Origin of the sequence: Oryzobacter faecalis (assembly GCF_046764005.1) — a bacterium.
Classification (GTDB): Bacteria; Actinomycetota; Actinomycetes; order Actinomycetales; family Dermatophilaceae; genus Oryzobacter; species Oryzobacter faecalis.
The window spans coordinates 120383-142461 of the sequence record NZ_JBKOFW010000001.1 but is presented as its reverse complement, the minus strand read 5'-3'; the positions used below and the strand labels follow the sequence as shown (position 1 = coordinate 142461).

General features: G+C 72.2%; 22 protein-coding genes. 4 read left to right on the top strand and 18 right to left on the bottom strand.

The features are described from left to right. Positions 1 to 14: 14 nt before the first annotated feature. Positions 15 to 1358: an AI-2E family transporter gene (locus ACK8HX_RS00710; protein WP_411938724.1), complete on the top strand. Its 1344-nt coding sequence runs from the start codon at positions 15 to 17 to the stop codon at positions 1356 to 1358. A gap of 82 nt (positions 1359 to 1440) precedes the next feature. Here the strand turns inward: ACK8HX_RS00710 and ACK8HX_RS00705 are convergent, their stop codons facing one another. The 4 genes from ACK8HX_RS00705 to ACK8HX_RS00690 all read right to left on the bottom strand — a co-directional run bounded on the left by ACK8HX_RS00705 (position 1441) and on the right by ACK8HX_RS00690 (position 7741). After that, entirely contained in the window at positions 1441 to 1719 is a 279-nt protein-coding gene (locus ACK8HX_RS00705; RefSeq protein WP_411938723.1) for a hypothetical protein, read from the bottom strand. 23 nt (positions 1720 to 1742) lie between these two features. Continuing rightward, complete coding sequence (locus ACK8HX_RS00700) at positions 1743 to 4259, bottom strand: GcvT family protein (RefSeq protein ID WP_411938722.1); 2517 nt, start codon at positions 4257 to 4259, stop codon at positions 1743 to 1745. Between the two features lie 1166 nt (positions 4260 to 5425). Continuing rightward, positions 5426 to 7204, bottom strand: a complete 1779-nt coding sequence (locus ACK8HX_RS00695) for a 3-hydroxyacyl-CoA dehydrogenase family protein (protein ID WP_411938721.1) — start codon at positions 7202 to 7204, stop codon at positions 5426 to 5428. A gap of 117 nt (positions 7205 to 7321) precedes the next feature. Beyond that, positions 7322 to 7741, bottom strand: coding sequence for a hypothetical protein (locus ACK8HX_RS00690; RefSeq protein ID WP_411938720.1), 420 nt, complete (start codon positions 7739 to 7741; stop codon positions 7322 to 7324). An 84-nt stretch (positions 7742 to 7825) separates the two neighbouring features. Between ACK8HX_RS00690 and nucS the strand changes: the two genes are divergently transcribed. Continuing rightward, complete coding sequence (nucS, locus tag ACK8HX_RS00685; protein WP_411938719.1) at positions 7826 to 8521, top strand: endonuclease NucS; 696 nt, start codon at positions 7826 to 7828, stop codon at positions 8519 to 8521. A gap of 12 nt (positions 8522 to 8533) precedes the next feature. On the opposite strand, the gene ACK8HX_RS00680 is transcribed toward nucS, so the two are convergent. Further along, positions 8534 to 8842: a hypothetical protein gene (locus ACK8HX_RS00680; RefSeq protein ID WP_411938718.1), complete on the bottom strand. Its 309-nt coding sequence runs from the start codon at positions 8840 to 8842 to the stop codon at positions 8534 to 8536. 64 nt (positions 8843 to 8906) lie between these two features. Between ACK8HX_RS00680 and ACK8HX_RS00675 the strand changes: the two genes are divergently transcribed. Continuing rightward, a complete protein-coding gene (locus tag ACK8HX_RS00675; RefSeq protein ID WP_411938717.1) occupies positions 8907 to 9458 on the top strand; it encodes a type 1 glutamine amidotransferase domain-containing protein in 552 nt (183 codons plus the stop codon). Here the strand turns inward: ACK8HX_RS00675 and ACK8HX_RS00670 are convergent. Both ACK8HX_RS00670 and ACK8HX_RS00665 read right to left on the bottom strand, forming a co-directional pair. After that, entirely contained in the window at positions 9427 to 11502 is a 2076-nt protein-coding gene (locus tag ACK8HX_RS00670; protein ID WP_411938716.1) for a protein meaA, read from the bottom strand. The genes ACK8HX_RS00675 and ACK8HX_RS00670 overlap by 32 nt on opposite strands. A gap of 115 nt (positions 11503 to 11617) precedes the next feature. Next, positions 11618 to 11965: an STAS domain-containing protein gene (locus ACK8HX_RS00665; protein WP_411938715.1), complete on the bottom strand. Its 348-nt coding sequence runs from the start codon at positions 11963 to 11965 to the stop codon at positions 11618 to 11620. 148 nt (positions 11966 to 12113) lie between these two features. Here ACK8HX_RS00665 and ACK8HX_RS00660 point away from each other — a divergent pair, with 148 nt between their 5' ends. Further along, complete coding sequence (locus ACK8HX_RS00660) at positions 12114 to 12734, top strand: cob(I)yrinic acid a,c-diamide adenosyltransferase (RefSeq protein ID WP_411938714.1); 621 nt, start codon at positions 12114 to 12116, stop codon at positions 12732 to 12734. A 5-nt stretch (positions 12735 to 12739) separates the two neighbouring features. Here ACK8HX_RS00660 and ACK8HX_RS00655 read toward each other — a convergent pair whose 3' ends face one another. The 11 genes from ACK8HX_RS00655 to atpB form a co-directional block, all read right to left on the bottom strand. Next, positions 12740 to 13546 (bottom strand): ABC transporter permease, encoded by an 807-nt coding sequence (locus tag ACK8HX_RS00655; protein WP_411938713.1) that lies wholly within the window; start codon positions 13544 to 13546, stop codon positions 12740 to 12742. After that, a complete protein-coding gene (locus ACK8HX_RS00650; protein ID WP_411938712.1) occupies positions 13543 to 14445 on the bottom strand; it encodes an ATP-binding cassette domain-containing protein in 903 nt (300 codons plus the stop codon). Before ACK8HX_RS00650 ends, ACK8HX_RS00655 begins: the two co-directional genes overlap by 4 nt. A gap of 97 nt (positions 14446 to 14542) precedes the next feature. Further along, positions 14543 to 14974: a DUF2550 family protein gene (locus ACK8HX_RS00645; protein WP_411938711.1), complete on the bottom strand. Its 432-nt coding sequence runs from the start codon at positions 14972 to 14974 to the stop codon at positions 14543 to 14545. Between the two features lie 25 nt (positions 14975 to 14999). Continuing rightward, positions 15000 to 15269: a F0F1 ATP synthase subunit epsilon gene (locus ACK8HX_RS00640; RefSeq protein ID WP_411939327.1), complete on the bottom strand. Its 270-nt coding sequence runs from the start codon at positions 15267 to 15269 to the stop codon at positions 15000 to 15002. Continuing rightward, entirely contained in the window at positions 15266 to 16723 is a 1458-nt protein-coding gene (gene atpD / locus ACK8HX_RS00635) for a F0F1 ATP synthase subunit beta (protein WP_411938710.1), read from the bottom strand. The genes ACK8HX_RS00640 and atpD overlap by 4 nt, the downstream gene beginning before the upstream one ends. Before the next feature lie 14 nt (positions 16724 to 16737). Next, positions 16738 to 17637, bottom strand: a complete 900-nt coding sequence (locus ACK8HX_RS00630) for a F0F1 ATP synthase subunit gamma (protein ID WP_411938709.1) — start codon at positions 17635 to 17637, stop codon at positions 16738 to 16740. Positions 17638 to 17721: 84 nt separating this feature from the next. Then, a complete protein-coding gene (gene atpA / locus ACK8HX_RS00625; protein WP_411938708.1) occupies positions 17722 to 19368 on the bottom strand; it encodes a F0F1 ATP synthase subunit alpha in 1647 nt (548 codons plus the stop codon). An 89-nt stretch (positions 19369 to 19457) separates the two neighbouring features. Continuing rightward, positions 19458 to 20270 carry a F0F1 ATP synthase subunit delta gene (locus ACK8HX_RS00620; RefSeq protein WP_411938707.1) on the bottom strand — a complete coding sequence of 271 codons (813 nt, stop codon included), beginning with the start codon at positions 20268 to 20270 and terminating at the stop codon, positions 19458 to 19460. Further along, on the bottom strand, positions 20270 to 20854 hold the full coding sequence (locus ACK8HX_RS00615; protein ID WP_411938706.1) for a F0F1 ATP synthase subunit B: 585 nt from the start codon (positions 20852 to 20854) through the stop codon (positions 20270 to 20272). Before ACK8HX_RS00615 ends, ACK8HX_RS00620 begins: the two co-directional genes overlap by 1 nt. A gap of 53 nt (positions 20855 to 20907) precedes the next feature. Next, complete coding sequence (gene atpE / locus ACK8HX_RS00610) at positions 20908 to 21117, bottom strand: ATP synthase F0 subunit C (protein ID WP_215511021.1); 210 nt, start codon at positions 21115 to 21117, stop codon at positions 20908 to 20910. 85 nt (positions 21118 to 21202) lie between these two features. Further along, complete coding sequence (gene atpB / locus ACK8HX_RS00605) at positions 21203 to 22036, bottom strand: F0F1 ATP synthase subunit A (RefSeq protein WP_411938705.1); 834 nt, start codon at positions 22034 to 22036, stop codon at positions 21203 to 21205. Between the last annotated feature and the right edge of the window lie 43 nt (positions 22037 to 22079).

Genomic DNA, 22079 nt, shown 5'->3' with positions numbered 1-22079 from the left:
GGTACGACGTGGACGTGTCGAGGCTGTGGGCTCCGGTCACCCGGTGGGGTGAGTTCCGGCGGCGTCAGCTCGCCGCGCTCGAGGAGAGCAACCGCATCGCGGCCCGGGCCGCCGACGCCTCCGACCCCGGCGCACCGTCCTCCGGCGCCGGGAAGGAGCTCGACGGCGGCGACACGGTCGACGAGCTCCTCGCCGAGGCCGAGGGCGGTCCGGCGGCGGGCGCGTCCGGTCCGCCGCCCGGTCCGCCGGACGGTCCGCCGGACGGTCTGCCGTCCGGCGCGCTGCCCGGGGGCGCGCCCTTCGGTGTCGTGGGACGGCCGCTGAACCGGCACTCGCCCTTCTACATCGGGTTCTTCGGCGCCACCGGGGCGATGCTCGCGGTGGGGCTCTGGCACATGGTCGGCCGGCTGACGACGACGCTCACCGTCCTCGTCGTCGCGGTCTTCCTCACCCTCGCCCTCAACCCGATCGTCGACCGGCTCGTCGCCCGCGGGGTGCGCCGGTCCGGGTCGGTGACGATCGTCTTCTCCGGCGTCATCGTCGTCTTCGTCCTCCTCGGCTTCCTCGTGATCCCGCCCGTCGTGGCCCAGGGGGCCGAGCTGGCCCAGAGCGCGCCCGGATGGGTCCAGGACACCCTCAACAGCCGGTGGGTCCGCGAGCTCGACCGCAACTACGACGTCATCGACAAGCTCCAGGCCGAGCTGTCGGCGAAGCTCGCGGACCAGCGGTTCCTCGAGGGGATCCTCGGCGGTCTGCTCGGAGCCGGACGCGCCGTCGTCAGCGGGGCGTTCCAGGTGCTGACCATCCTCGTCCTCACCCTGTACTTCCTCGCGTCGCTCCCCCGCGTCAAGCACGCCGCCTACGCGGTGGTCCCTGCCTCGCGACGCACCCGCGTCGTGTCGCTGTCCGAGGAGATCATGCGGCGCGTCGGCTCCTACGCGATCGGCCAGGTCGCCATCGCGACCCTCAACGCGGTCCTGTCGTGGGTGATGATGTCGATCGTCGGCATCCCCTACGCCGCCGTCCTCGCCGTGTCGGTGGGCCTCCTCGGCCTCATCCCGATGGTCGGCGCCACCCTCGGCGCGGTGCTCGTCTGCCTTGTCGCGTTCTTCGACGAGCCGCAGAAGGCGATCGTCGCCGGCGTCTACTACCTGGTCTACCAGCAGATCGAGAACTACCTCGTCGCACCGAGGATCATGCAGCGCACGGTGTCGGTGCCCGGACCGGTCACCGTCGTCGCAGCCCTCGTCGGCGGCGCGCTGCTCGGGGTGCTCGGCGCCCTGCTCGCCATCCCCGTGGCGGCGGGGCTGCTCCTGCTCTACGAGGAGGTCCTCGTCCCCCGCCAGCGCCAGCACTGAGCCGGGACACACACCCTCCCGTCCGGACACCGACCAGGACGTCGATCTCGGTACGGCCCCCTCGCCCGGGACGACGACCGGGTCAGGGGCGGGCGGAGTGGCGCGCCTGCCAGCAGCGCGAGTGCCAGTGACGCCGCTGCTCGACCCCGCCCACGCCCTCGGCGGGCCACACGACGACGTGCGCCACCCCCGGCGGCAGCCCTTGGTGGCAGCCCGGGCAGGTGTACTCGCGGGTGGAACTCGCGCCGGTCAGCTGCCGCACGTACCAGGGCCGCCCGCCCCAGGACTGCGTCGACACCTCGCCGGAACCGCCGAGCGGGCGCGACTCGAGGTCACGGCGTCGGCGGTTGGCGCGGGGCATCGCGCCATCCTCCCAGACGCGCGTCAGGCGAGGACGCGGGCACTCCTGGGGTCGTAGAGGGGACGCAGGGAGACCCGGGCCGGATGACGCGTGCCGGCGACGTCGACCTCCCACGACCCGTCGGCGAGCCACTGCGCGGTCACCGGCCCGTCGTGACCGACGAAGGCGAGGCCGACCGCCGCCCCGAGCGTCCAGCCGTACGAGGCGGCCCGCACGTACCCGACGACGACGCCGTCGCGCAGCACCGGCTCGGCGTGGAACAACAGCGGCTCGGGGTCGTCGAGGAGCACCTGCACGAGGCGCTCGTGCGGGGTGCCGCGCTCCTTGGCGGCGCGCGTCGCCTCCTGCCCCACGAACCCGCCCGGCTTGTCGAGGGCGACGGCGAACCCGAGCCCGACGCCCCACACGTCGTCGGTGTTGTCGATGTCGTGGCCGTAGTCGCGGTAGGCCTTCTCCATGCGCAGGCTCGACAGCGCGCGGAGGCCGACGGGCGAGATCCCGTGTGCCGCACCGGCATCCAGTACCGCATCCCAGACGTCGATGGCCCGGTCGGCGGGGACGTAGAGCTCCCAGCCCAGCTCGCCGAGGTAGGTGATGCGGACGGCGAGCACCTCGACACCCGCGAGCTCGACCCGCCGGGCGTCCCGGAAGGCGATCGCCGTAGCGCTCCAGTCCGTGCCGGGGGCGGCGGCGGCGAGGGTGTCACGGCTCGCGGGGCCCTGCACGGTGAGGAGCGCGAGGTCGGTCGTGACGTCCTCGACGGTGGCAGCCGCGTCACCGACCCCCTGGCGGAGCAGCCCCTCGACCCTCCCGTGAGCCGTGTCCGAGGCGACGAGGAGGAAGTCGTCCGCGGCGAGACGGGTGACCGTGACGTCGGCGAGGATCCGGCCGTCGTCGTCGAGCCACTGGGTGTAGGTGATGCGGCCGTCGGCGGCGTTGACCGCGCCGGCCGAGAGCCGGTCGAGGACGTCACCCGCGTCCGGACCCCGGACCGCGAGCTTGGCCATGAACGACATGTCCATGAGGCCGACCCGCTCGCGGACCGCCTCGTGCTCGGCCTTCCACCGTGGGTACCAGGGGCGGTGGCCCCAGCCGGGCTCACCCGGGTCGGGGGTCTCGCCCTCCCCCGCGTACCACTCCGCCGACTCCCACCCGCTGACGTCGCGCAGCTTGGCCCCGTGGGCGACGAGGCGGTCGTGGACCGGCGAGCGGAAGGCACCGCGCGCCGTCCTCAGCTCGATGCCGGGGGCGTGCGATCCGTAGACCGTGCCGAGGACCTCTGCCGTGCGCTCGCGGCGCCGCGTGGGGTCGAGCTGCCAGTCCCGGAAGCGGGCGACGTCGATGCCCGTCACGTCGACGTCGGGGCGACCGGTCGCCATCCACTGCGCGACGACCCGGCCCAGACCGCCCGCCGACAGCACGCCCACCGAGTTCAGCCCGGCGCACACGAAGTAGCCGTGGATGCCGGGCGCCTCCCCCACGGCTGGCGAGAGGTCCGGGGTGAAGGACTCCGGGCCGCAGAAGAAGGTCCGGATGCCGACCGTCTCGACGACCGGGACCCGGCTCACCGCCCTCTCGACGAACGGCGCCATCCGGTCCCAGTCGGGCTGGAGGGTCGTGAAGCTCGCGTCCTGCGGGATGCCGTCGACCTTCCACGCGGCGGCCACCGGTTCGAAGAGCCCGACCATCATGCCGCCGCCCTCCTCGCGGTAGTAGCCGTACGCGGCGGGATCCTCGAAGACCGGCGCGTCGGGGCTCATGCCGTCGATCGGCTCGGTGACGAGGTAGTAGTGCTCGGCCGCCTGGTTGGGCACGACGACGCCGTTGCGCTGGCCGAGCTCGCGGGCCCACATCCCGGCACAGTTCACGACGAGCTCGCACTCGACGTCGCCGGCAGCGGTCCGCACGCCCACGACCTCCTCGACGAGACCGCGCGGGCGCGTGAGCACCTGCTCGACCGACACGCCCTCGACGACGCGGACGCCGAGGTTCCGCGCCCCGCGGGCCAGGCTCATCGTCAGGTCGACCGGGTTGACCCGGCCGTCACCGGGGACGTGGAAGCCCGCGAGGAGGTCGTCGGTGCGGGCCAAGGGGAACAGGTCGGCCATCTCGCGGGGGCCGATCTCCTCGACCTCGAGGCCGAGGTGGCGCTGGAACGCGGCGACCCGGCGGTACTCCTCGAGCCGGTCCGCGTCGGCCGCGGCCTCGATGAGCCCGACCGGCTTGAACCCGGTGGCGACGCCGGTCTCCTCCTCGAGGCGCGCGTAGAGGTCACGCGAGTAGAGGCGAAGCCGCGTGCTCGTCTCGCTGAAGGAGCCGAAGCACGTCATCAGGCCGGCCGCGTGCCACGTCGTGCCGGAGGTGAGCCGGTCGCGCTCGAGGACGAGGACGTCGGTGACGCCCAGGTGGGCCAGGTGATAGGCGATCGAGGTCCCGATGACCCCGCCGCCGATGACGACGACACGCGCTCGGGCGGGCAGGTCGGGCGTCCGGAGGGGGGAGGTCTGCGGGGCGGCGGGGTCCGGGTCAGCGCTGCTCACCCGCGCGACTCTAGTGACCGACCCACCTGCGCCTCCACGACCCCGCCCGCCTCCACCATGCAGGACACGCCGACAAACGGGGCTGGCAATCGGCGTGTCCTGCAACCCGAGGAGGGCCTGTGGATGACGCCACCGCGGCTCGCCGTCGATGCGTCACCGTGGCGAGGTGCCCGCGGCCCGACCTCGACGCTTCCCCGGCGTGGTGTTCACCCCGGACGAGCTCGTGCGCAGCGACGCACCGCTCTGGCACCTGCGGGACCCCGCGCTCGTCACCGCCACACGGGGTGTTCGACGCGTGGGCAGACCCTCGACCACGCGGGAGCGGGCGGAGGTGGTGGCCCGCGTCCTGCGGCACGGGCAGGTGTTCTCCCACGTCACGGCCGCCGTGCTGTGGGGCCTGCCCCTGCCCCGCCCGCTCGAGGACCGGGGCGCGCTCGACGTCATCGGGCCGACCGGCAAGGCCGTGGTGCGCCGCAGGGGGTGCATCGGCCACCTCGGCGTCGAGGTGCGCGAGACCGACACCGCTGCGGGCGTCCCCGTCACCGGCCTGGCCGACACGTGGGTCGATCTCGGGTCGGTCCACGCGAGGCCACTCACGGTCGACGACCTGGTCGTGGCCGGCGATGCGGCCCTCGCCCGAGGCGTGTCGACCGACGCCCTCCGTGCAGCGCTCGACCGCAGGGGGCGCGTGCCGGGTGCGGGCCGGCTCCGGCAGGCCCTGGACCTCGTGCGACCCGGGGTCAGGTCACCGATGGAGTCACGGACGCGACTCGTCGTCGTTCGGGCAGGCTTCCCCCACCCGCGGGTCAACGCCGCCGTCCACGACCGCCACGGCGGCTGGCTGCTCGAGGGGGACCTCGTGTGGGATGCCGAGCGCGTCATCGTGGAGTACCAGGGCGAGGTCCACGGCGGCATCGGGGCGCGCTCGGCGGACGCGCACCGCCGTGGGCTCGCCGAGGCCGAAGGGTGGTCGTCATCGAGGTCTTCGCGGCGGACCACACGAGTACGACCCGCCGCGACCTCTTCCTGCGCAGGCTCCACCTGGCCCTCACCCGCTCGATCCCTGCGCCCTGACACCTCCCCAGGTCGCAGGACACGCCGACATCTCGGGCGTGTTGTCGGCGTGTCCTGCTACGCGGAGCGGGCCGAGGGGGGAGAGAACTGGGTCAGGCGTGGGTGCGGAAGCCGCGGCCGGTCTTGCGGCCGAGGTAGCCCGCCGTCACGAGGTGCTCCAGCAGCGGCGCCGGCGCGAACCCGGGCTCGCGGAACTCGAGGTACAGCTCGCGCTGGATCGCCAGCGACACGTCGAGGCCGACCACGTCGAGCAGCTCGAACGGCCCCATGGGCAGCCCGCACCCGGTCTTCATCGCGGTGTCGATGTCGTCGGCCGTGGCGTAGTTCGCGGCGAGCATCTTCACGGCGTCGTTGAGGTACGGGAAGAGCAGCGCGTTGACGATGAAGCCCGAGCGGTCCCCGCACGTCACCGCCACCTTGCCGACCCGCGCGCAGAGGTCCTGCACGGTCGCCACGACGTCGGGCGCGGTCGAGACGGTGTGGACGACCTCGACGAGCTTCATCACCTGGGCCGGGTTGAAGAAGTGCATCCCGACGACGTCCTCGGGCCGCGAGGTGACCTTCGCGCAGTCGATGACGGGCAGCGAGGACGTCGTCGTCGCGAGGACTGCACCGGGCTTGCAGATCCGGTCGAGGTCGCGGAAGAGGTCCTGCTTGACCTCGAGGTCCTCGGCGATCGCCTCGACGACGAGGTCGGCGTCGGCGAGCGCCTCGCGCCCGGTGGCACCGGCGACCCGGCCGAGCAGGGCGTCGGCCTCCTCGGCCGTCATCCGCCCCTTCTCGACCGCCCGGGCACAGCTGCGGCCGAGCGAGGTCACCACGGCGGCCACCTTCTCGTCGGAACGGGCCACGAACGTCACGGGGAACCCGGCCCTGGCGAAGACCTCGATGATGCCGGTCGCCATCGTCCCCGACCCGACGACGCCGACCGAGGCGACCGGTCGCAGCGTGACCCCGCTGGGCACCCCGCCGGTCGGCGTCCGGGCGTCGGCGACGACCTGGGGTGAGCCCGGCTCGGCATAGGTGTAGAAGCCGCGCCCGGACTTCCGCCCGAGCAGTCCGGCCGAGACCATCTGCTTGATGATCGGGCTCGGCGCGTGGAGGCGGTCGCGTCCCTGCTTGTACATCGTGTCGAGGATCTCGTAGGCCGTGTCGAGGCCGATGAGGTCGAGCAGCTGGAGCGGGCCCATCGGGTAGCCGCAGCCGAAGCGCATCGCCGCGTCGAGGTCCTCGCGGGTGGCGTAGTGCGACTCGACCATCGACACCGCGTGGTTGAGGTATCCGAAGAGCAGGGCGTTGGCGATGAAGCCGGCCTTGTCGCCGACGACGACGGGCCGCTTGCCGATCCGCTCGGCGAGCGCCTTGACGTCCTCGAACACGTCGTCGGCGGTCACGACCGTGCGGATGACCTCGACGAACTGCAGGACGGGCGCGGGGTTGAAGAAGTGCATGCCCACGACCCGCTTGGGGTCCGACGTGGCGACCGCGATCTCGGTGACCGGGAGCGAGGAGGTGTTCGTCGCGAGGACCGCGTCCGGCCCGACCACCTTGTCGACCCGGCTGAGGACCTCCTTCTTGAGGTCGAGGTGCTCCGGGACGGCCTCGACGACGAGCTGGCAGTCGGCGAGGTCGTCGAGCGAGGTCGTGAAGCGCACGCGCGCGTGGAGGGCGTCGTGCTCCTCCTGGGTCATCTTCCCGCGGGCGAGCGCGCGGCCGGTGGAGCCACCGAGCACCTGCTTGCCGTGCTCGACACCGGCGTCGTCGATCTCGACCGCCACGACGTCGATCCCGTTGCGGGCGAACACCTCCACGATGCCCGCACCCATCGTGCCGAGTCCGATCACACCCACGCTGGTGAAGTCACGCGCCATGCCGGCGATCCTCCCAGAGCCCCGACCCCCCGACGAGGGCACCCCGGCGTGACGCTGCCCACCCCACGCGCGGGTGCGACGGACGTCACGTCGGGGCCGCGGTCACGTCGGGCGGGGTCACCAGTCGTGACCGGCGGCCACGAGCTCGGCCTCGAGCGCGAGGCGCTCCCCCGACGGCAGCGGCGGCAGCCCGACGTCGGTCTCGACGCCGACCCGTTCGCACAGCTGGAGGAGGAGGCAGTCGTACGCCGCGAGCGCTGCCCGCATCCGCATCGCGCGGTGCGGTGCGTCGCCCTCCTCGACCCGCCGGACCTCGGCCTCGAGGCGCCGCAGCTCCATCGCGAGGAGGACCGACGGCAGGGGCTCGGGCTCGCGGCGCCGCCGGACCCTGGCCCACGCGCGCGAGGCGGCGGGGACGAGCGGGCGCACGAGCCAGGGCGGTGGTCCGCCCCCGACCCACCGGACGCACTCGGCGAGGAGGATGAAGCAGACCGAGGGCAGCGCGACGAGCAACCCGGTCGCCAGGGCTGCCCTCATCGGCCTCACCTCTGCCGACAGTGTGCGCCCCGCACCCGGGGCACGGCAACGGAAGGCCATTCGCGCTGTCTAGGATGGGCGACCGTGCGCCTGGTGATCGCGACGTGCAGCGTCGACTACGAGGGGCGGCTCACCGCCCACCTCCCGCTCGCGACCCGCCTCCTCCTCGTCAAGGCCGACGGGTCGGTGCTGGTCCACTCCGACGGCGGCTCGTACAAGCCGCTCAACTGGATGTCGCCGCCGTGCGCGATGGCCGAGGTCGAGCCGGACGAGGCCGAGGCCGCCGAGGGTGTCACCGCCGTCTGGGTCGTCCAGCACGCCAAGTCCGAGGACCGGCTGCGCGTTCGCCTCCACGAGGTCCACAGCGACAGCAGCCACGACCTCGGGGTCGACCCCGGGCTCGTCAAGGACGGTGTCGAGGCCCACCTCCAGAGACTCCTCGCCGAGCACATCACGACCCTCGGCGAGGGGTACACGCTGACCCGACGCGAGTACATGACGCCCATCGGCCCGGTCGACATCCTGTGCCGCGACGGCTCGGGCGCCACGGTGGCGGTCGAGATCAAGCGCCGCGGCGAGATCGACGGCGTCGAGCAGCTGACCCGCTACCTCGAGCTGATGAACCGCGACCCGCACCTCGCGCCGGTGAGCGGGGTCTTCGCCGCGCAGGCCATCAAGCCGCAGGCACGCACGCTCGCCGAGGACCGCGGCATCCGCTGCGTCGTCCTCGACTACGACGCGCTGCGCGGGATCGACGACACCGAGCACCGGCTGTTCTGAGGGCCCGGGCGGTCAGCCCTCGTCCGCGTCGTCCCAGGGACGCACGAGCCAGCCGTCGTCGCCGACCTCGAGCCGGAAACCGGGCCCGGGCGCGTCGTCGGGAACGACGCGGCCGAGGACGCGGAGCACGTGCGCCGCGCCACCCCGGGCCACCGTGACGAGCACCCGTTCACCGCGGTGGAGGTCGGCGACGGCCTGCAGCTCGGCCACGACGTCCGCGTCGGGCGCCCACGGCCCGTGCTCGGCCGCCAGGCCCGTCAGCTCCGGCACCGGGATGCCCTCCTCGACGAGGAAGAGGGTCGCGGGGCAGTGCAGGGCCATGCCGTCGACGGTACCCCTGTCCGGGCGGGCGCATGCCCGGCGCGACCGCGGGTAGGCCCCGGGCATGACCACCACGACAGACCGCACCGAGCCCACCCGCACCGTCGCCTTCCTCGTCGCCCCCGAGGGCATCGAGCAGGTCGAGCTGACGGGGCCGTGGCAGGCCGTCGAGGAGTCGGGCGGGCGACCCGTGCTGCTCTCGACCGAGGACGGCGAGGTCCAGGCCTTCCACCACCTCGACAGGGGCGACACCTTCCCCGTCGACGTGGTCGTGGGCGACGCCGACGTGGCGGACTACGACGCCCTCGTCCTTCCCGGCGGGGTGGCGAACCCCGACGCCCTCCGCACGCACGAGGAGGCGGTCGCGTTCGTCCGCGACTTCGTCGCCTCCGGCAAGCCCGTCGCGGCGATCTGCCACGCGCCGTGGACCCTCGTCGAGGCGGGGGTCGTCGGGGGGCGCACGCTCACCTCGTGGCCGAGCCTGCGGACCGACCTGCGCAACGCCGGTGCGACCTGGCAGGACGAGGAGGTCGTCGTCGACGGCAACCTCGTGACGAGCCGCAAGCCCGACGACCTCCCGGCGTTCAACCGCGAGCTGCTGGCTGCCCTGCGCTGACCAGGGGCAGGCCGCGCGACTCCCGGATGACGTCGACGAACCGGGCCATGATCTCGGTGAGGCCGAAGTCCTTCGGCGTGAACACCTCGGCGACCCCCAGCTCCTTGAGCCGCGCCGCGTCGGACTCGGGGATGATGCCGCCCACGATGACGGGCACGTCAGCGGCGCCGGCAGCCCGCATCCGCTCGAGCACCTCGGGGACGAGCTCCATGTGCGACCCGGACAGGATCGAGATGCCGACGAGGTGGACGTCCTCGGCGACGGCCGCGGCGACGATCTGCTCGGGAGTGAGGCGGATGCCCTGGTAGACGACCTCGAAGCCGGCGTCCCGGGCGCGCACGGCCACCTGTTCGGCGCCGTTCGAGTGCCCGTCGAGGCCCGGCTTGCCGACGAGCACGCGCAGCCTCTCGCCGAGCTCCTCACCCGTACGACGGACCGAGGCCCGCACCTCTGACAGCGCCTCGGAGCCACGCGTGACCCCGACCGAACCGGAAACGCCTGTGGGAGCGCGGAACTCGCCGAACACCTCGCGCAGCGCCCCGGCCCACTCCCCCGTGGTCAGCCCGGCGCGGGCACACTCGAGCGTCGCGGCCATGAGGTTGGTGTCCGTGCCCGCGTCCGCCCGGAGGCGGTCGAGGGCGGCAGCCGCCCGGTCGCGCGCGGCAGGGTCGGCGTCGCGCTCCTCGCGCCAGCGCCGCACCGCCTCCGCAGCGGCGGCCTCGACCCCGGGGTCGACCGTCTGGATGGCGGTGCCCAGGTCCGCGGTCAGGGGGTTGGGCTCGGTGGTCTGGAAGCGGTTGACGCCGACGACGACGTCCTCGCCCGCCTCGATGCGGGCGCGCCGCCGCGCGTGGGACGCCACGAGCTCGGACTTCATGTAGCCGCCCTCGACGGCCGGGACGGCCCCGCCCATCGACTGCACCCGCTCGATCTCCGCCCGTGCCCCCGCCACGAGCTCGGCGACCTTGGCCTCGACGACCACCGACCCCTCGAAGAGGTCGTCGTGCTCGAGGAGGTCGGACTCGTAGGCGAGCACCTGCTGGATGCGCAACGACCACTGCTGGTCCCAGGGCCGTGGCAGCCCGAGCGCCTCGTTCCACGCCGGCAGCTGCACGGCGCGCGCCCGGGCGTCCTTGGACAGCGTCACCGCGAGCATCTCCAGGACGATGCGCTGGACGTTGTTCTCCGGCTGGGCCTCGGTGAGCCCGAGGGAGTTGACCTGCACCCCGTAGCGGAACCGCCGCTGCTTCGGGTCCTCGACCCCGTAGCGCTCACGGGTCAGCTCGTCCCAGAGGCGGACGAAGGCGCGCATCTTGCACATCTCCTCGACGAACCGCACGCCGGCGTTGACGAAGAAGGAGATGCGGGCGACGACCTCGCCGAACCGCTCCGGCGGCACCTGGCCCGAGTCGCGGACCGCGTCGAGCACGGCGATCGCCGTCGACATCGCGTAGGCGATCTCCTGCACGGGCGTCGCGCCGGCCTCCTGCAGGTGGTAGCTGCAGATGTTGATAGGGTTCCAGGTCGGGATCTCGGCGACCGTGTACGCGACCATGTCGGTGATGAGCCGCAGCGACGGGCCGGGCGCGAAGACGTAGGTCCCGCGCGAGAGGTACTCCTTGATGATGTCGTTCTGCGTCGTCCCCGCCAGCGCGCGCACTGCGGCCGCCGGGTCCTCCCCGGCCGCCTCGGCCTGCTCCTCGGCGACGACCTGGTAGAGCGCGAGGAGCCACATCGCGGTCGCGTTGATCGTCATCGAGGTGTTCATCCGCGAGAGCGGGATGTCGGCGAAGAGGGCGCGCATGTCACCCACGTGGGAGACCGGGACCCCCACCTTTCCGACCTCGCCGCGGGCCAGCGGGTGGTCCGGGTCGTAGCCGGTCTGCGTGGGGAGGTCGAAGGCCACCGAGAGGCCGGTCTGGCCCTTGTCGAGGTTGCGGCGGTAGAGCGCGTTCGACGCGGCGGCGCTGGAGTGGCCGGCGTACGTCCGCATCACCCACGGGCGGTCGCGCTCGGGCCGGGGGGCGTCGCTGCTCTCGGGCATGGGGGAGACGCTAGTGCGGGGTGGCGGACGCCCGGGGCCACGGTGAGCGCGCCCACACGGTGACGGTCGACACAGGACGGGGCCGGGACCTGCGCGGACGGTGGGACGAACCGCTTCAGCCGAGGGCGGCCGTCAGCACCTCGTCGGCGAGCAGCGACCCCATCCGGGCCCGTCGCAGCAGGCGCCGGCTGCGGTCGTCGGCGGCGACGATGAGCAGCGGGCGACCGGCCCGCCGCGCCCGACGCAGCACCTCGACGAGGACACCGAACCCGGTGGCGTCGCCGATGTGCGCCCGACCGAGGTCGAGGTGGACCGCCGTGGACCCCGCGGCGATCGACCGGTGCAGCGTCAGGCGCAGGTCGGCGGCGGTGCGCACGTCGAGCGGTCCGGCGATCGCCAGGTGGCACCCGCGCTCGTCGTGCGCCTCGATGACCGCCACCACGGCCTCCCCCGCTCGGGTCACGGCTCCCCCTCTCGCGTCGTGGACCCATTGAACCGACCGTCGGCCCGTTCCACGAGACGCAACAGCGCCACGCGCTGGCAGGGAAGGGACATTGTCACCTTGATGCCACCACGCAGGTCAGGTCGGCGGGTCTGAGAGGCTGGGCCGCATGGTCAACCTCACCAGGATCTACACGCGCACCGGCGACGACGGCAGCACCTCGCTCGGTGACCTGAGCCGCACCCGCAAGACCGACCTCCGGCTCGCCGCGTACGCCGACGCGAACGAGGCGAACGCCGCGCTCGGCGTGGTCCTGGCCTGCGGCGACCTGGACGACGACGTCCGCGCCGTCCTCCTGCGGGTGCAGAACGACCTCTTCGACGTCGGGGCGGACCTGTCGACCCCGCTCCAGCGGGAGTACGAGTACCCGCCGCTGCGGGTCAAGGCCGAGTGGGTCGCCGAGCTCGAAACCGACTGCGACCGCTTCCTCGAGCCGCTCCAGAAGCTGCGCTCCTTCATCCTCCCCGGTGGCACGGCCACGGCCGCCCACCTCCACGTCGCGCTCACCGTGGTGCGGCGGGCGGAACGGTCGGTGTGGGCGGCCGTCGAGGCCTACGGCACCGAGCCCGGCGAGGTCCGTGGCGAGGGCGGGGTCAACCCCGTCACTGCCACGTACCTCAACCGGCTCTCGGACCTGCTCTTCGTCCTCGCCCGCACGGCCAACGTGGCGGCGGGCGGCGACGTCCTCTGGGCCCCGGGTGGCGGCCGCGAGGAGAACCCGAAGGGCTGACCCGCTCACTTGACCTCGGCGCGCCGCACGAGCAGGAGCCCGACGCCGAGCGGCACGAGCAGCCAGAGGGTGCCGGCCGACGCGAGCTGCTGCCACTGCTCGGTGGACAGCGCGCCGTTGAAGAGCGGCATCTGCGCGAACTGGAGGTCGACCCACGGCTGCAGGTCGCGGAACCACGCCTGGTTGGCCGCGAGCAGCCCGAGCAGCGGCGGCAGCACGAGGGTGTAGACGAAGTAGGTGACGATCGCACCCGAGGAGTTGCGGACCAGCACACCGAGGGTGAACCCGAGGAGCATGCCGAGGACGCTGCCGAGGACGATGTGGAGGAACTCGCCCGGCGAGGAGTTCCACACCGGGTCCAGCCCCGTGACGGCGCTCCCGACGAGCGTGCCCAGCGTGCCCACCGCGAGGGCCACGACCATCGCGACGACGCCGACGGTGACGGCGGCGAGCAGCTTGGCCCCGAGGACCCGCCCGCGGTGCGGCACGAGGGTGAAGGTCGTCAGGCCCGAGCGCTGGGTCCACTCGCTCGTCACGGCGAGGATGCCGATCATCGGCAGGATGACCGTCATCGGGATGCCGATGGCGGCGGCGAAGTTGTCGAAGGTCAGCTCGGCGTCGTCCGCGAAGACGATGAGCGCGGCCGTCGCGAGGACGCTCGTGATGACGATGCTCGCCATGAGCCAGAAGCCCGAGCGGGTGTCGAACATCTTGCGCAGCTCGACCGCGACGAGGCGGACGAGCGGGATGGGGGCACCTGCGGTGCGGGTGCGGACGACGGTGGTGGCGTCGTCGAGGACGGCGGTGGTCATGCCACGGCTCCTTCACGCTGGGTGTCGGCGGTGAGGTCGAGGAACATCTCCTCCAGCCCCGCGCCGTCGGCGGCGCGGAGCTCGGTGAGGGCGAGGCCGAGCGAGAGCGCGACCTCCCCGACGAGGGTGGTGGCCGCGTCGGTGTGCAGGCTGCCGTCGGCGCGGAGGGTGACGCCGTGGCCGGTGCGCTCGAGCGCGGCGGCCAGGGTGGTCGTCGACGTCGCCCGGGCGATGGTCCCGGCCCCGGCGAGCAGCTCGGTCTTCGTGCCGCTCGCGACGATGCGCCCGCCCCCGATGACGACGATGTCGTCGGCGACGACCTCGATCTCGTGGAGCAGGTGCGAGGACAGCAGCACGGTGCCCCCGCTGTCGGCGAACCCGCGCAGCAGGTCGCGCATCCACCGGATCCCGGCCGGGTCCAGGCCGTTGGCGGGCTCGTCGAGGACGAGGACGTGCGGCTGACCGAGCAGGGCGGTGGCGATGCCGAGCCGCTGGCGCATCCCGAGCGAGTAGTTGCGCACGCGGCGGTCGGCCTCGACGGCGGTGAGCCCGACGAGGTCGAGCATCGCCTCGACCCGGCCCCGGGGCAGCCCCATCGTGCGCTGGGCCAGGGTGAGGATCTCGCGGCCGGTGCGGCCGGCGTGCTGGGCGGAGGCGTCGAGCAGGACCCCGACCTCGGTGCCCGGGTTCGGCAGCTCGACGAACCGCCGGCCGTCGATGGTGGCGGTGCCGGACGTGGCCGGCGTCAGGCCGACCATGATCCGCATCGTCGTGGACTTGCCGGCGCCGTTGGGCCCGAGGAAGCCGGTGACGCGGCCCGTGGCCGCCGTGAAGGTGACGTCGTCGACGGCGAGGGCGCCGCCGCCGTAGCGCTTGGTGAGGTGTTCGACCGTGATCATGCCGGGTAGCCTGTCGTCACCGGCCCGGTCGGCACATCAGGGAGGGGCCCGATGTCGTCCCCCAGGCGACCCCGAGCGGGTCAGGGTCGCACCCCGGTCAGGCCACGTTGACGTTGTAGCCGGGTGGGCTCGACTCGAGCCACGCTCGGATGGCGGTGTACGCCGCTGGGGCGAAGGCGAACTCGCACACCGAACCCCGCGCACCGCCGCGGACGGCGACGGCCTCGACGAGGCCGGGGATGGGGTCCGACAGCGGTTCCGGGACCCCGAGGTCGAGCTCGCCGCGCACCCAGGAGACCTCCGGCCGCAGCGACGGCCCGACGATCGAGAACCACTCGAAGCGGTCGGCGCCGAGGCGCGCGAGCCCGAGGCGCCAGCGGCCGACGGGCTCGTCGCGCCGGGCGCAGAGCATGACGGGGCGCCCGTCCCCGGAGATGAAGCGTCGGCGCGCCCACACGAAGGTGAGCGCGCCGACGACGAGGAGGACGACCAGGGCGAGGACCAGCTCGGTCACGACGAGTGGCGTCATGGCGAGCGGTCCCCTGCCCGTCGTCTCAGCTGCCCATGCCGCTGGCGTCGACGCTCTCGGCGACGATCGTCACGCGGTCGTGGTCGACCGAGAGGAAGCCCCCGTCGACCACGGCGGAGCGCCAGGACCCGCCGGAGTTGACCCGCACCTCGCCCTCCGCCAGCACGCAGAGGATCGGGGTGTGGCCCGGCAGGATGCCGAGGTCGCCGTCGATCGAGCGGGCGCTGACCTGGCTCGCCTCGCCCTCCCAGACCTTGCGGTCGGCGGCGACGAGCTCGACCTGGAGCGCCATCAGAGGTTCTTCTGGATCTCGGCCCACTGGCGCTCGACGTCGTCGAGGCCACCGCACATGAAGAAGGCCTGCTCACCGACGTGGTCGTAGTCGCCGTCGCAGATCTTCGTGAAGGCCTCGATGGTGTCGGACAGCGGGACCGTGGAGCCCTCGATGCCGGTGAACTGCTTCGCGACGTAGGTGTTCTGCGACAGGAAGCGCTGGATTCGGCGGGCGCGGTTGACGAGGATCTTGTCCTCCTCCGACAGCTCGTCGATGCCGAGGATCGCGATGATGTCCTGCAGCTCCTTGTTGCGCTGGAGGATCTGCTTGACGCGCACCGCCGTGGTGTAGTGCTCCTCGGTGATGTACCGACGGTCGAGGATGCGGCTGGTCGACGTCAGCGGGTCGACCGCGGGGTAGATGCCCAGCGAGGCGATCTCGCGCGAGAGCTCGGTGGTGGCGTCGAGGTGCGCGAACGTCGTGGCCGGCGCCGGGTCGGTGTAGTCGTCGGCGGGGACGTAGATCGCCTGCATCGAGGTGATCGAGTGACCGCGCGTGGAGGTGATGCGCTCCTGGAGCACGCCCATCTCGTCGGCGAGGGTCGGCTGGTAGCCGACGGCCGAGGGCATGCGGCCCAGCAGGGTCGACACCTCGGAGCCGGCCTGGGTGAACCGGAAGATGTTGTCGATGAACAGCAGCACGTCCTGGGCCTGGACGTCACGGAAGTACTCCGCCATCGTCAGGGCCGACAGGGCGACGCGCAGGCGGGTGCCCGGGGGCTCGTCCATCTGACCGAAGACGAGCGCGGTCTGGCCGAGGACCCCGGCCTCCTCCATCTCGACCATGAGGTCGTTGCCCTCACGGGTGCGCTCGCCGACGCCGGCGAACACCGAGACACCGCCGTGGTCGCGCGCGACACGGGCGATCATCTCCTGGATGAGGACCGTCTTGCCGACGCCCGCACCACCGAACAGGCCGATCTTGCCGCCCTGCACGTAGGGGGTGAGCAGGTCGATGACCTTGATGCCGGTCTCGAACATCTGGGTCTTGCTCTCGAGCTGGTCGAACGCCGGCGCGGTGCGGTGGATGCCCCACCGCTCCTTGACGTCGAGGGTCTCGCCCTCCTCGAGGTTGAGGCAGACGCCCGTCGTGTTGAAGACCTTGCCGAGGGTGACGTCGCCGACCGGCACCGTGATCGGGCCGCCGGTGTCCTGCACGGCGGTGCCGCGGACGAGGCCGTCGGTCGGCTGGAGGGAGATGGCGCGGACCATGTTGTCGCCGATGTGCTGGGCGACCTCGAGGTTCAGCGCCTTCTTCTCGCCGGCCAGCTCGACCTCGGTGGTCAGCAGGTTGTACTGCTCGGGCATGGCGTCGACGGGGAACTCGACGTCGACGACCGGGCCGATGATGCGGGAGACCCGGCCGACGCCGCCGGCGGGGGGAGCCTGGTAGGTCTCGGTGACAGTGGAGGTCATGGTCTCTCTCTCGCTCACTTGCTCTCGGCCAGCGCGCTGGCGCCACCGACGATTTCGCTGATCTCTTGGGTGATCTCGGCCTGGCGGGCCTGGTTGGCCAGCCGGGTGTACTTCTTGATGAGCTCCTCCGCGTTGTCGGTCGCCGACTTCATCGCGCGCTGGCGGGCGGCGAGCTCGGACGCGGCGGCCTGGAGCATGCAGTTGAACAGGCGCGCGTTGACGTACTTCGGCAGCAGGGCGTCGAGGACCTTCTCGGCGCTCGGCTCGAAGGCGTACAGCGGCAGCAGGTCGTCGGCGTCGGGCGCCTCGGTGCCCTCGACCACCTCGAGCGGGAGGAGGCGGATGACCTCGGGCTCCTGCGTCACCATCGAGACGAAGCGCGTGAAGACGACGTGGACCTCGTCGACACCGCCCTCCTCGGTCGGCGTCGTGAAGTCGGCGACGAGCCGCTCACCCACCTCGCGGGCCGTCTCGAAGACGGGCTTCTCGGAGTTGCCGGTCCACTCGGCGGCGTACTCGCGCTGGCGGAACTTGTAGAAGCCGACGGCCTTGCGGCCGAGGAGGTACGGGACGACCTCCTTGCCGTCCTCGCGCAGGGCGGCGACGAGGCGCTCGCTCTCCTTGAGGACCGAGCTGCTGTAGGCGCCCGCGAGCCCGCGGTCGGAGGTGATGATGACGACCGCGGCGCGCGTGACGTCGGTCTTCTCCGTCGTCAGCGGGTGGTCCTCGTTGGAGAAGGTCGCCACCGCGGACACCGCGCGGGTGAGCGCACGGGCGTAGGGGCTCGACTCGCGCACGGCCTGCTGGGCCTTGACGACGCGCGAGGCCGCCATGAGCTCCATCGCGCGCGTGATCTTCTTCGTCGAGCTGACGGCTCGGATGCGCTGCCGGTACTCCCGGATCTGCGCTCCCATACGTTTCCGCCTTCCTGGTTCTTCTGGTCGGTGCCGTGGGCCTGACCGGCGGCCGGGTGCCTGTGCGGCACCCGGCCTCCCGGGTCAGCGCTTCTGCTTGACGATCTGCTCCTGCTCGGACTCCTGGGCCTTGGCCGCGGCGTCGTCCTCGGCCTCGTTGCCCGCCCGGAGCCCGTCGGCACCCTTGCCCTCGAAGAGCCTGCTCTTGAAGGTCTCGACCTCGCCCTCGAGCGCCTGCTCGGTCTCCTCCTCGAACTTCCCCGTCTCGCGGATCGCCGCGAGGAGGTCGCCCTTGGTGCGGCGCAGGTGGTCGAGGAACTCGGCCTCGAAGCGGCGCACGTCCTCGACGGCGACGCTGTCGAGCTTGCCGGTGGTCCCGAGCCAGATCGAGACGACCTGCTCCTCGACCGGGAACGGCGCGGCCTGGCGCTGCTTGAGCAGCTCGACGAGGCGGGCGCCCTTGGCGAGCTGGGCCCGCGACGCGGGGTCGAGGTCGGAGGCGAACATCGCGAAGGCCTCGAGGGCGCGGTACTGCGCGAGGTCGAGCTTGAGGCGGCCCGCGACCGACTTCATCGCCTTGATCTGCGCGGCACCACCGACACGCGACACCGAGACACCGACGTCGATGGCGGGGCGGACGTTGGAGTTGAACAGGTCGGCCTGGAGGTAGATCTGGCCGTCGGTGATCGAGATGACGTTGGTCGGGATGTACGCGGAGACGTCACCCGCCTTGGTCTCGATGATCGGCAGGCCCGTCATGGAGCCGTGGCCCAGCTCGTCGGAGAGCTTGGCGCAGCGCTCGAGCAGCCGGCTGTGCAGGTAGAAGACGTCACCGGGGTAGGCCTCGCGGCCCGGCGGGCGGCGCAGCAGCAGCGACACGGCGCGGTAGGCCTCGGCCTGCTTGCTCAGGTCGTCGAAGACGATGAGGACGTGCTTGCCCTGGTACATCCAGTGCTGGCCGATGGCCGAGCCGGTGTAGGGCGCGAGGTACTTGAAGCCCGCGGAGTCGGAGGCGGGAGCCGCGACGATGGTCGTGTACTCCATCGCGCCGGCCTCCTCGAGGGTGCCGCGGACCGCCGCGATGGTCGAGCCCTTCTGGCCGATGGCGACGTAGATGCAGCGCACCTGCTTGTCGGGGTCGCCGGTGTCCCAGAACTCCTTCTGGTTGATGATCGTGTCGACCGCGACCGTGGTCTTGCCGGTCTGGCGGTCACCGATGATCAGCTGGCGCTGGCCGCGACCGATGGGGGTCATGGCGTCGACGGCCTTCAGGCCCGTCTGCAGCGGCTCGTGCACCGACTTGCGCTGCACGACCGTGGGCGCCTGGAGCTCGAGGGCGCGGCGCTCCTCGGCCTCGATGTCGCCGAGGCCGTCGATCGGGACGCCGAGCGGGTTGACGACGCGGCCGAGGAACTTGTCGCCGACGGGGACCGAGAGGACCTCGCCGGTGCGCTTGACCTCCTGGCCCTCCTCGATGCCCGAGAACTCGCCGAGGATGACGACGCCGATGTCGTGGACGTCGAGGTTGAGCGCGAGGCCCAGCGTGCCGTCCTCGAACTGCAGCAGCTCGTTGGTCATCGCCGAGGGCAGGCCCTCGACGTGGGCGATGCCGTCACCGGCGTCGATGACGCGGCCGACCTCCTCGCGGGAGGCCGCGCCGGGCTCGTAGGACCGGACATAGCTGTCCAGCGCGTCGCGGATCTCCTCCGGACGGATCGAGAGCTCCGTCATGTCTGATCTTCTCCTCGGTCACCGGCCCCCTGTGGGGCCGAAGGTCGGTGGGTGGTGCGTCTGTGCGGTTCTGGGGCGGTGCGGGCGGCTCAGCCGCCGGTGACGTGCCGGCGGGCCTCGTCGAGGCGGCGCAGGACGGTGCCGTCGACGACCTCGTCGCCGACCTGCACCCGGATGCCGCCCATGACGGTGGGGTCGAGGACGACCTGGAGGGTGACCGACTTGCCGTAGTGCGCCTCGAGCGCCGAGCGCAGCCGCGCCGACTGCTGCTCGTCGAGGGGCGCGGCGACCGTCACGAGGGCGGTCAGCTCGTCGCGCCGGCGGGAGGCGAGCTCGAGGTAGGTCTGCATGACCCGGTCGAGGCGGCGCCCGCGGGGGGCGCGCACCGCCTGCTCGGCGAGGCGCACCGTCTCGGGCGCGGCCTTGCCCTCGAGCAGGCTGCGGACGAGGGCGACCTTGCCGTCGGCGTCGGTGTTGCGGCTCGAGAGGGCGTCGCGCAGCGCGTGGTCACCGGCGACGATGCGGTCGAAGCGGAACAGCTCGTCCTCGACCCGGTCGATGCGGCCCTCCCGCTCGGCGGACGCGAGGAGCGTCTGGACCGCGAGGCTCTCGAGGATGTCGCCGAGGTCACGCTCGGCCGACCACCGCTGGCCGGCCACCTCCGCGACGAGGCCGGTGGTGGTCTCACCGACCTTGCCGCCGAAGAGCGCCCGCGCGAGGCCCTGCTTGTCGGCGGCGTCGCGCGAGGGGTCGGCGAGCGCCCGGCGGAGCGAGGCGTTGCCGTCGACGACGGCCGACACCGCGAAGAGCTCCTCGGCGAGCGTGACGCCGGTGCCCTGGGCGAGCGCGGCGTCGAAGGCGGCCTGGACCGCCTTGGCCGCACCCCGTGACGAACCGCGCATCAGGCGTCCTGACCGGCCGGGGCGACCTTCTCGGGCTTGACCTCGCCGGCCTCGAGCTCGGCGAGGAAGCGGTCGACGATGCCCTTCTGCCGGACCTCGTCCTCGAGCGACTCGCCGACGATCTTGCTGGCGAGGGCGGTCGAGAGCGTGCCGACCTCCTGGCGCAGCTGGACGACGGCCTGCTGGCGCTCGGCCTCGACCTGGCGCTTCGCCGACTCGGTGATGCGGGCGGCCTCGGCCTGGGCCTGGCTGCGCATCTCCGCGACGATGGACGCACCCTGCTCACGAGCCGACTCGCGGATCTCGTTGGCCTCGGTGCGGGCTTCGGCGAGCTGGGCGTTGTACTTCTCCAGCGCGGCCTTGGCCTCGGCCTGGGCGGCCTCGGCCTGCTGCATGCCACCCTCGATGGCGGCGGCACGCTCCTCGTACATCGCCTCCATCCTCGGGACGACCTTCGTGGAGAAGAGCCAGTAGAGGATGCCGAAGGCGATGGCGCCGATGACGATCTCGGCCGGGTGCGGCAGGAGGGGGAGCTGCTCGGGCCAGCCCACTCCCTCGGAGGCCTGGACGGATGCGAGGACCACGTCGCTTCCTTATCTGTCGGTCGAACTGCGGATGTGCGGGCTCGAAGCCGTCGTCAGCCTGCGAAGACGAAGACGAAGACGAGACCGAGGATCGCGAGCGCCTCGGTGAGCGCCATGCCGGTGAAGGCGATGGTCTGGAGCATGCCGCGCGCCTCGGGCTGGCGAGCCACGCCGTTGATGTAGGCGGCGAAGATGAGACCCACACCGATACCGGGGCCGATGGCGGCGAGGCCGTAGCCGAGGTACGTGATGTTCCCAGTCATTGCGTGTTCCTTTCGGAGGCGCCGGGGCGGTCCCGGCGTCGGTGTTCTGTTCTGGCGGGTCGTGCTACCGGACCTGGTCCGGGGGTCAGTGGTGCTCGCTCACCGCGTCGCTGATGTACAGGGCGGCGAGCAGCGTGAAGATGAAGGCCTGGAGGAACTGGACCAGCAGCTCGAAGAACGTCATGACGATGCCGAAGCCGAGGCCGAGGACGCCCGAGAGGTTGATGAAGATGTTGCTGCCGTGCAGGAGCAGGTACTCACCGCCGAGGATGAACACGAGCAGCATGAGGTGGCCGGCGAGCATGTTGCCGAACAGTCGCAGCGCGAGCGTGAGCGGGCGGATGATGAAGTACGTGAGGAACTCGAGCACGAACATGATCGGCCGCAGCCAGCCCGGCAGGCCGGGGGGCACGAGCGACTTCAGGTAGCCCCAGACGCCGTGCTTCCGGCGGATCGCGACCGTGTGGTAGACGACGTAGACGACGAGCGTCAGGACGATGGGGAAGGCGATCCGGCTCATCGAGGGGAACTGGACGAGCGGGAAGATCCCCATGACGTTGTTGAACAGGATCAGCGTGAAGAGCGTGAGGAGCAGCGGCACGAACGGGCGGAAGTCCTTGGCGCCGATGATGTCGCGCGCGATGCTGTTGCGGACGAAGCCGTAGGCCTGCTCGGCGATCCACTGCCGCTTCGACGGGACGACGGTCAGCCGGCCGGCGACGGTGAGGAAGAACCAGCCGATGACGACGACCGAGATGATGACGACCGCGGCGGGCCGGGTGAGCGTCCAGTTGCTCGTGTCGCTGCCGATGAGGGGCCACCAGAAGTCCTCGGGACCGGGGGCCTGGAAGCCCTCGCCGTCGGCGGCGGCCACGGCGCCGGTCTGAAGCCAGTGTGCGGGAACCACGCTCGGGCTCACAGCCTCTCCTCGGGGGTTTCACAGGCGCGCGCCAGGGGCGCCC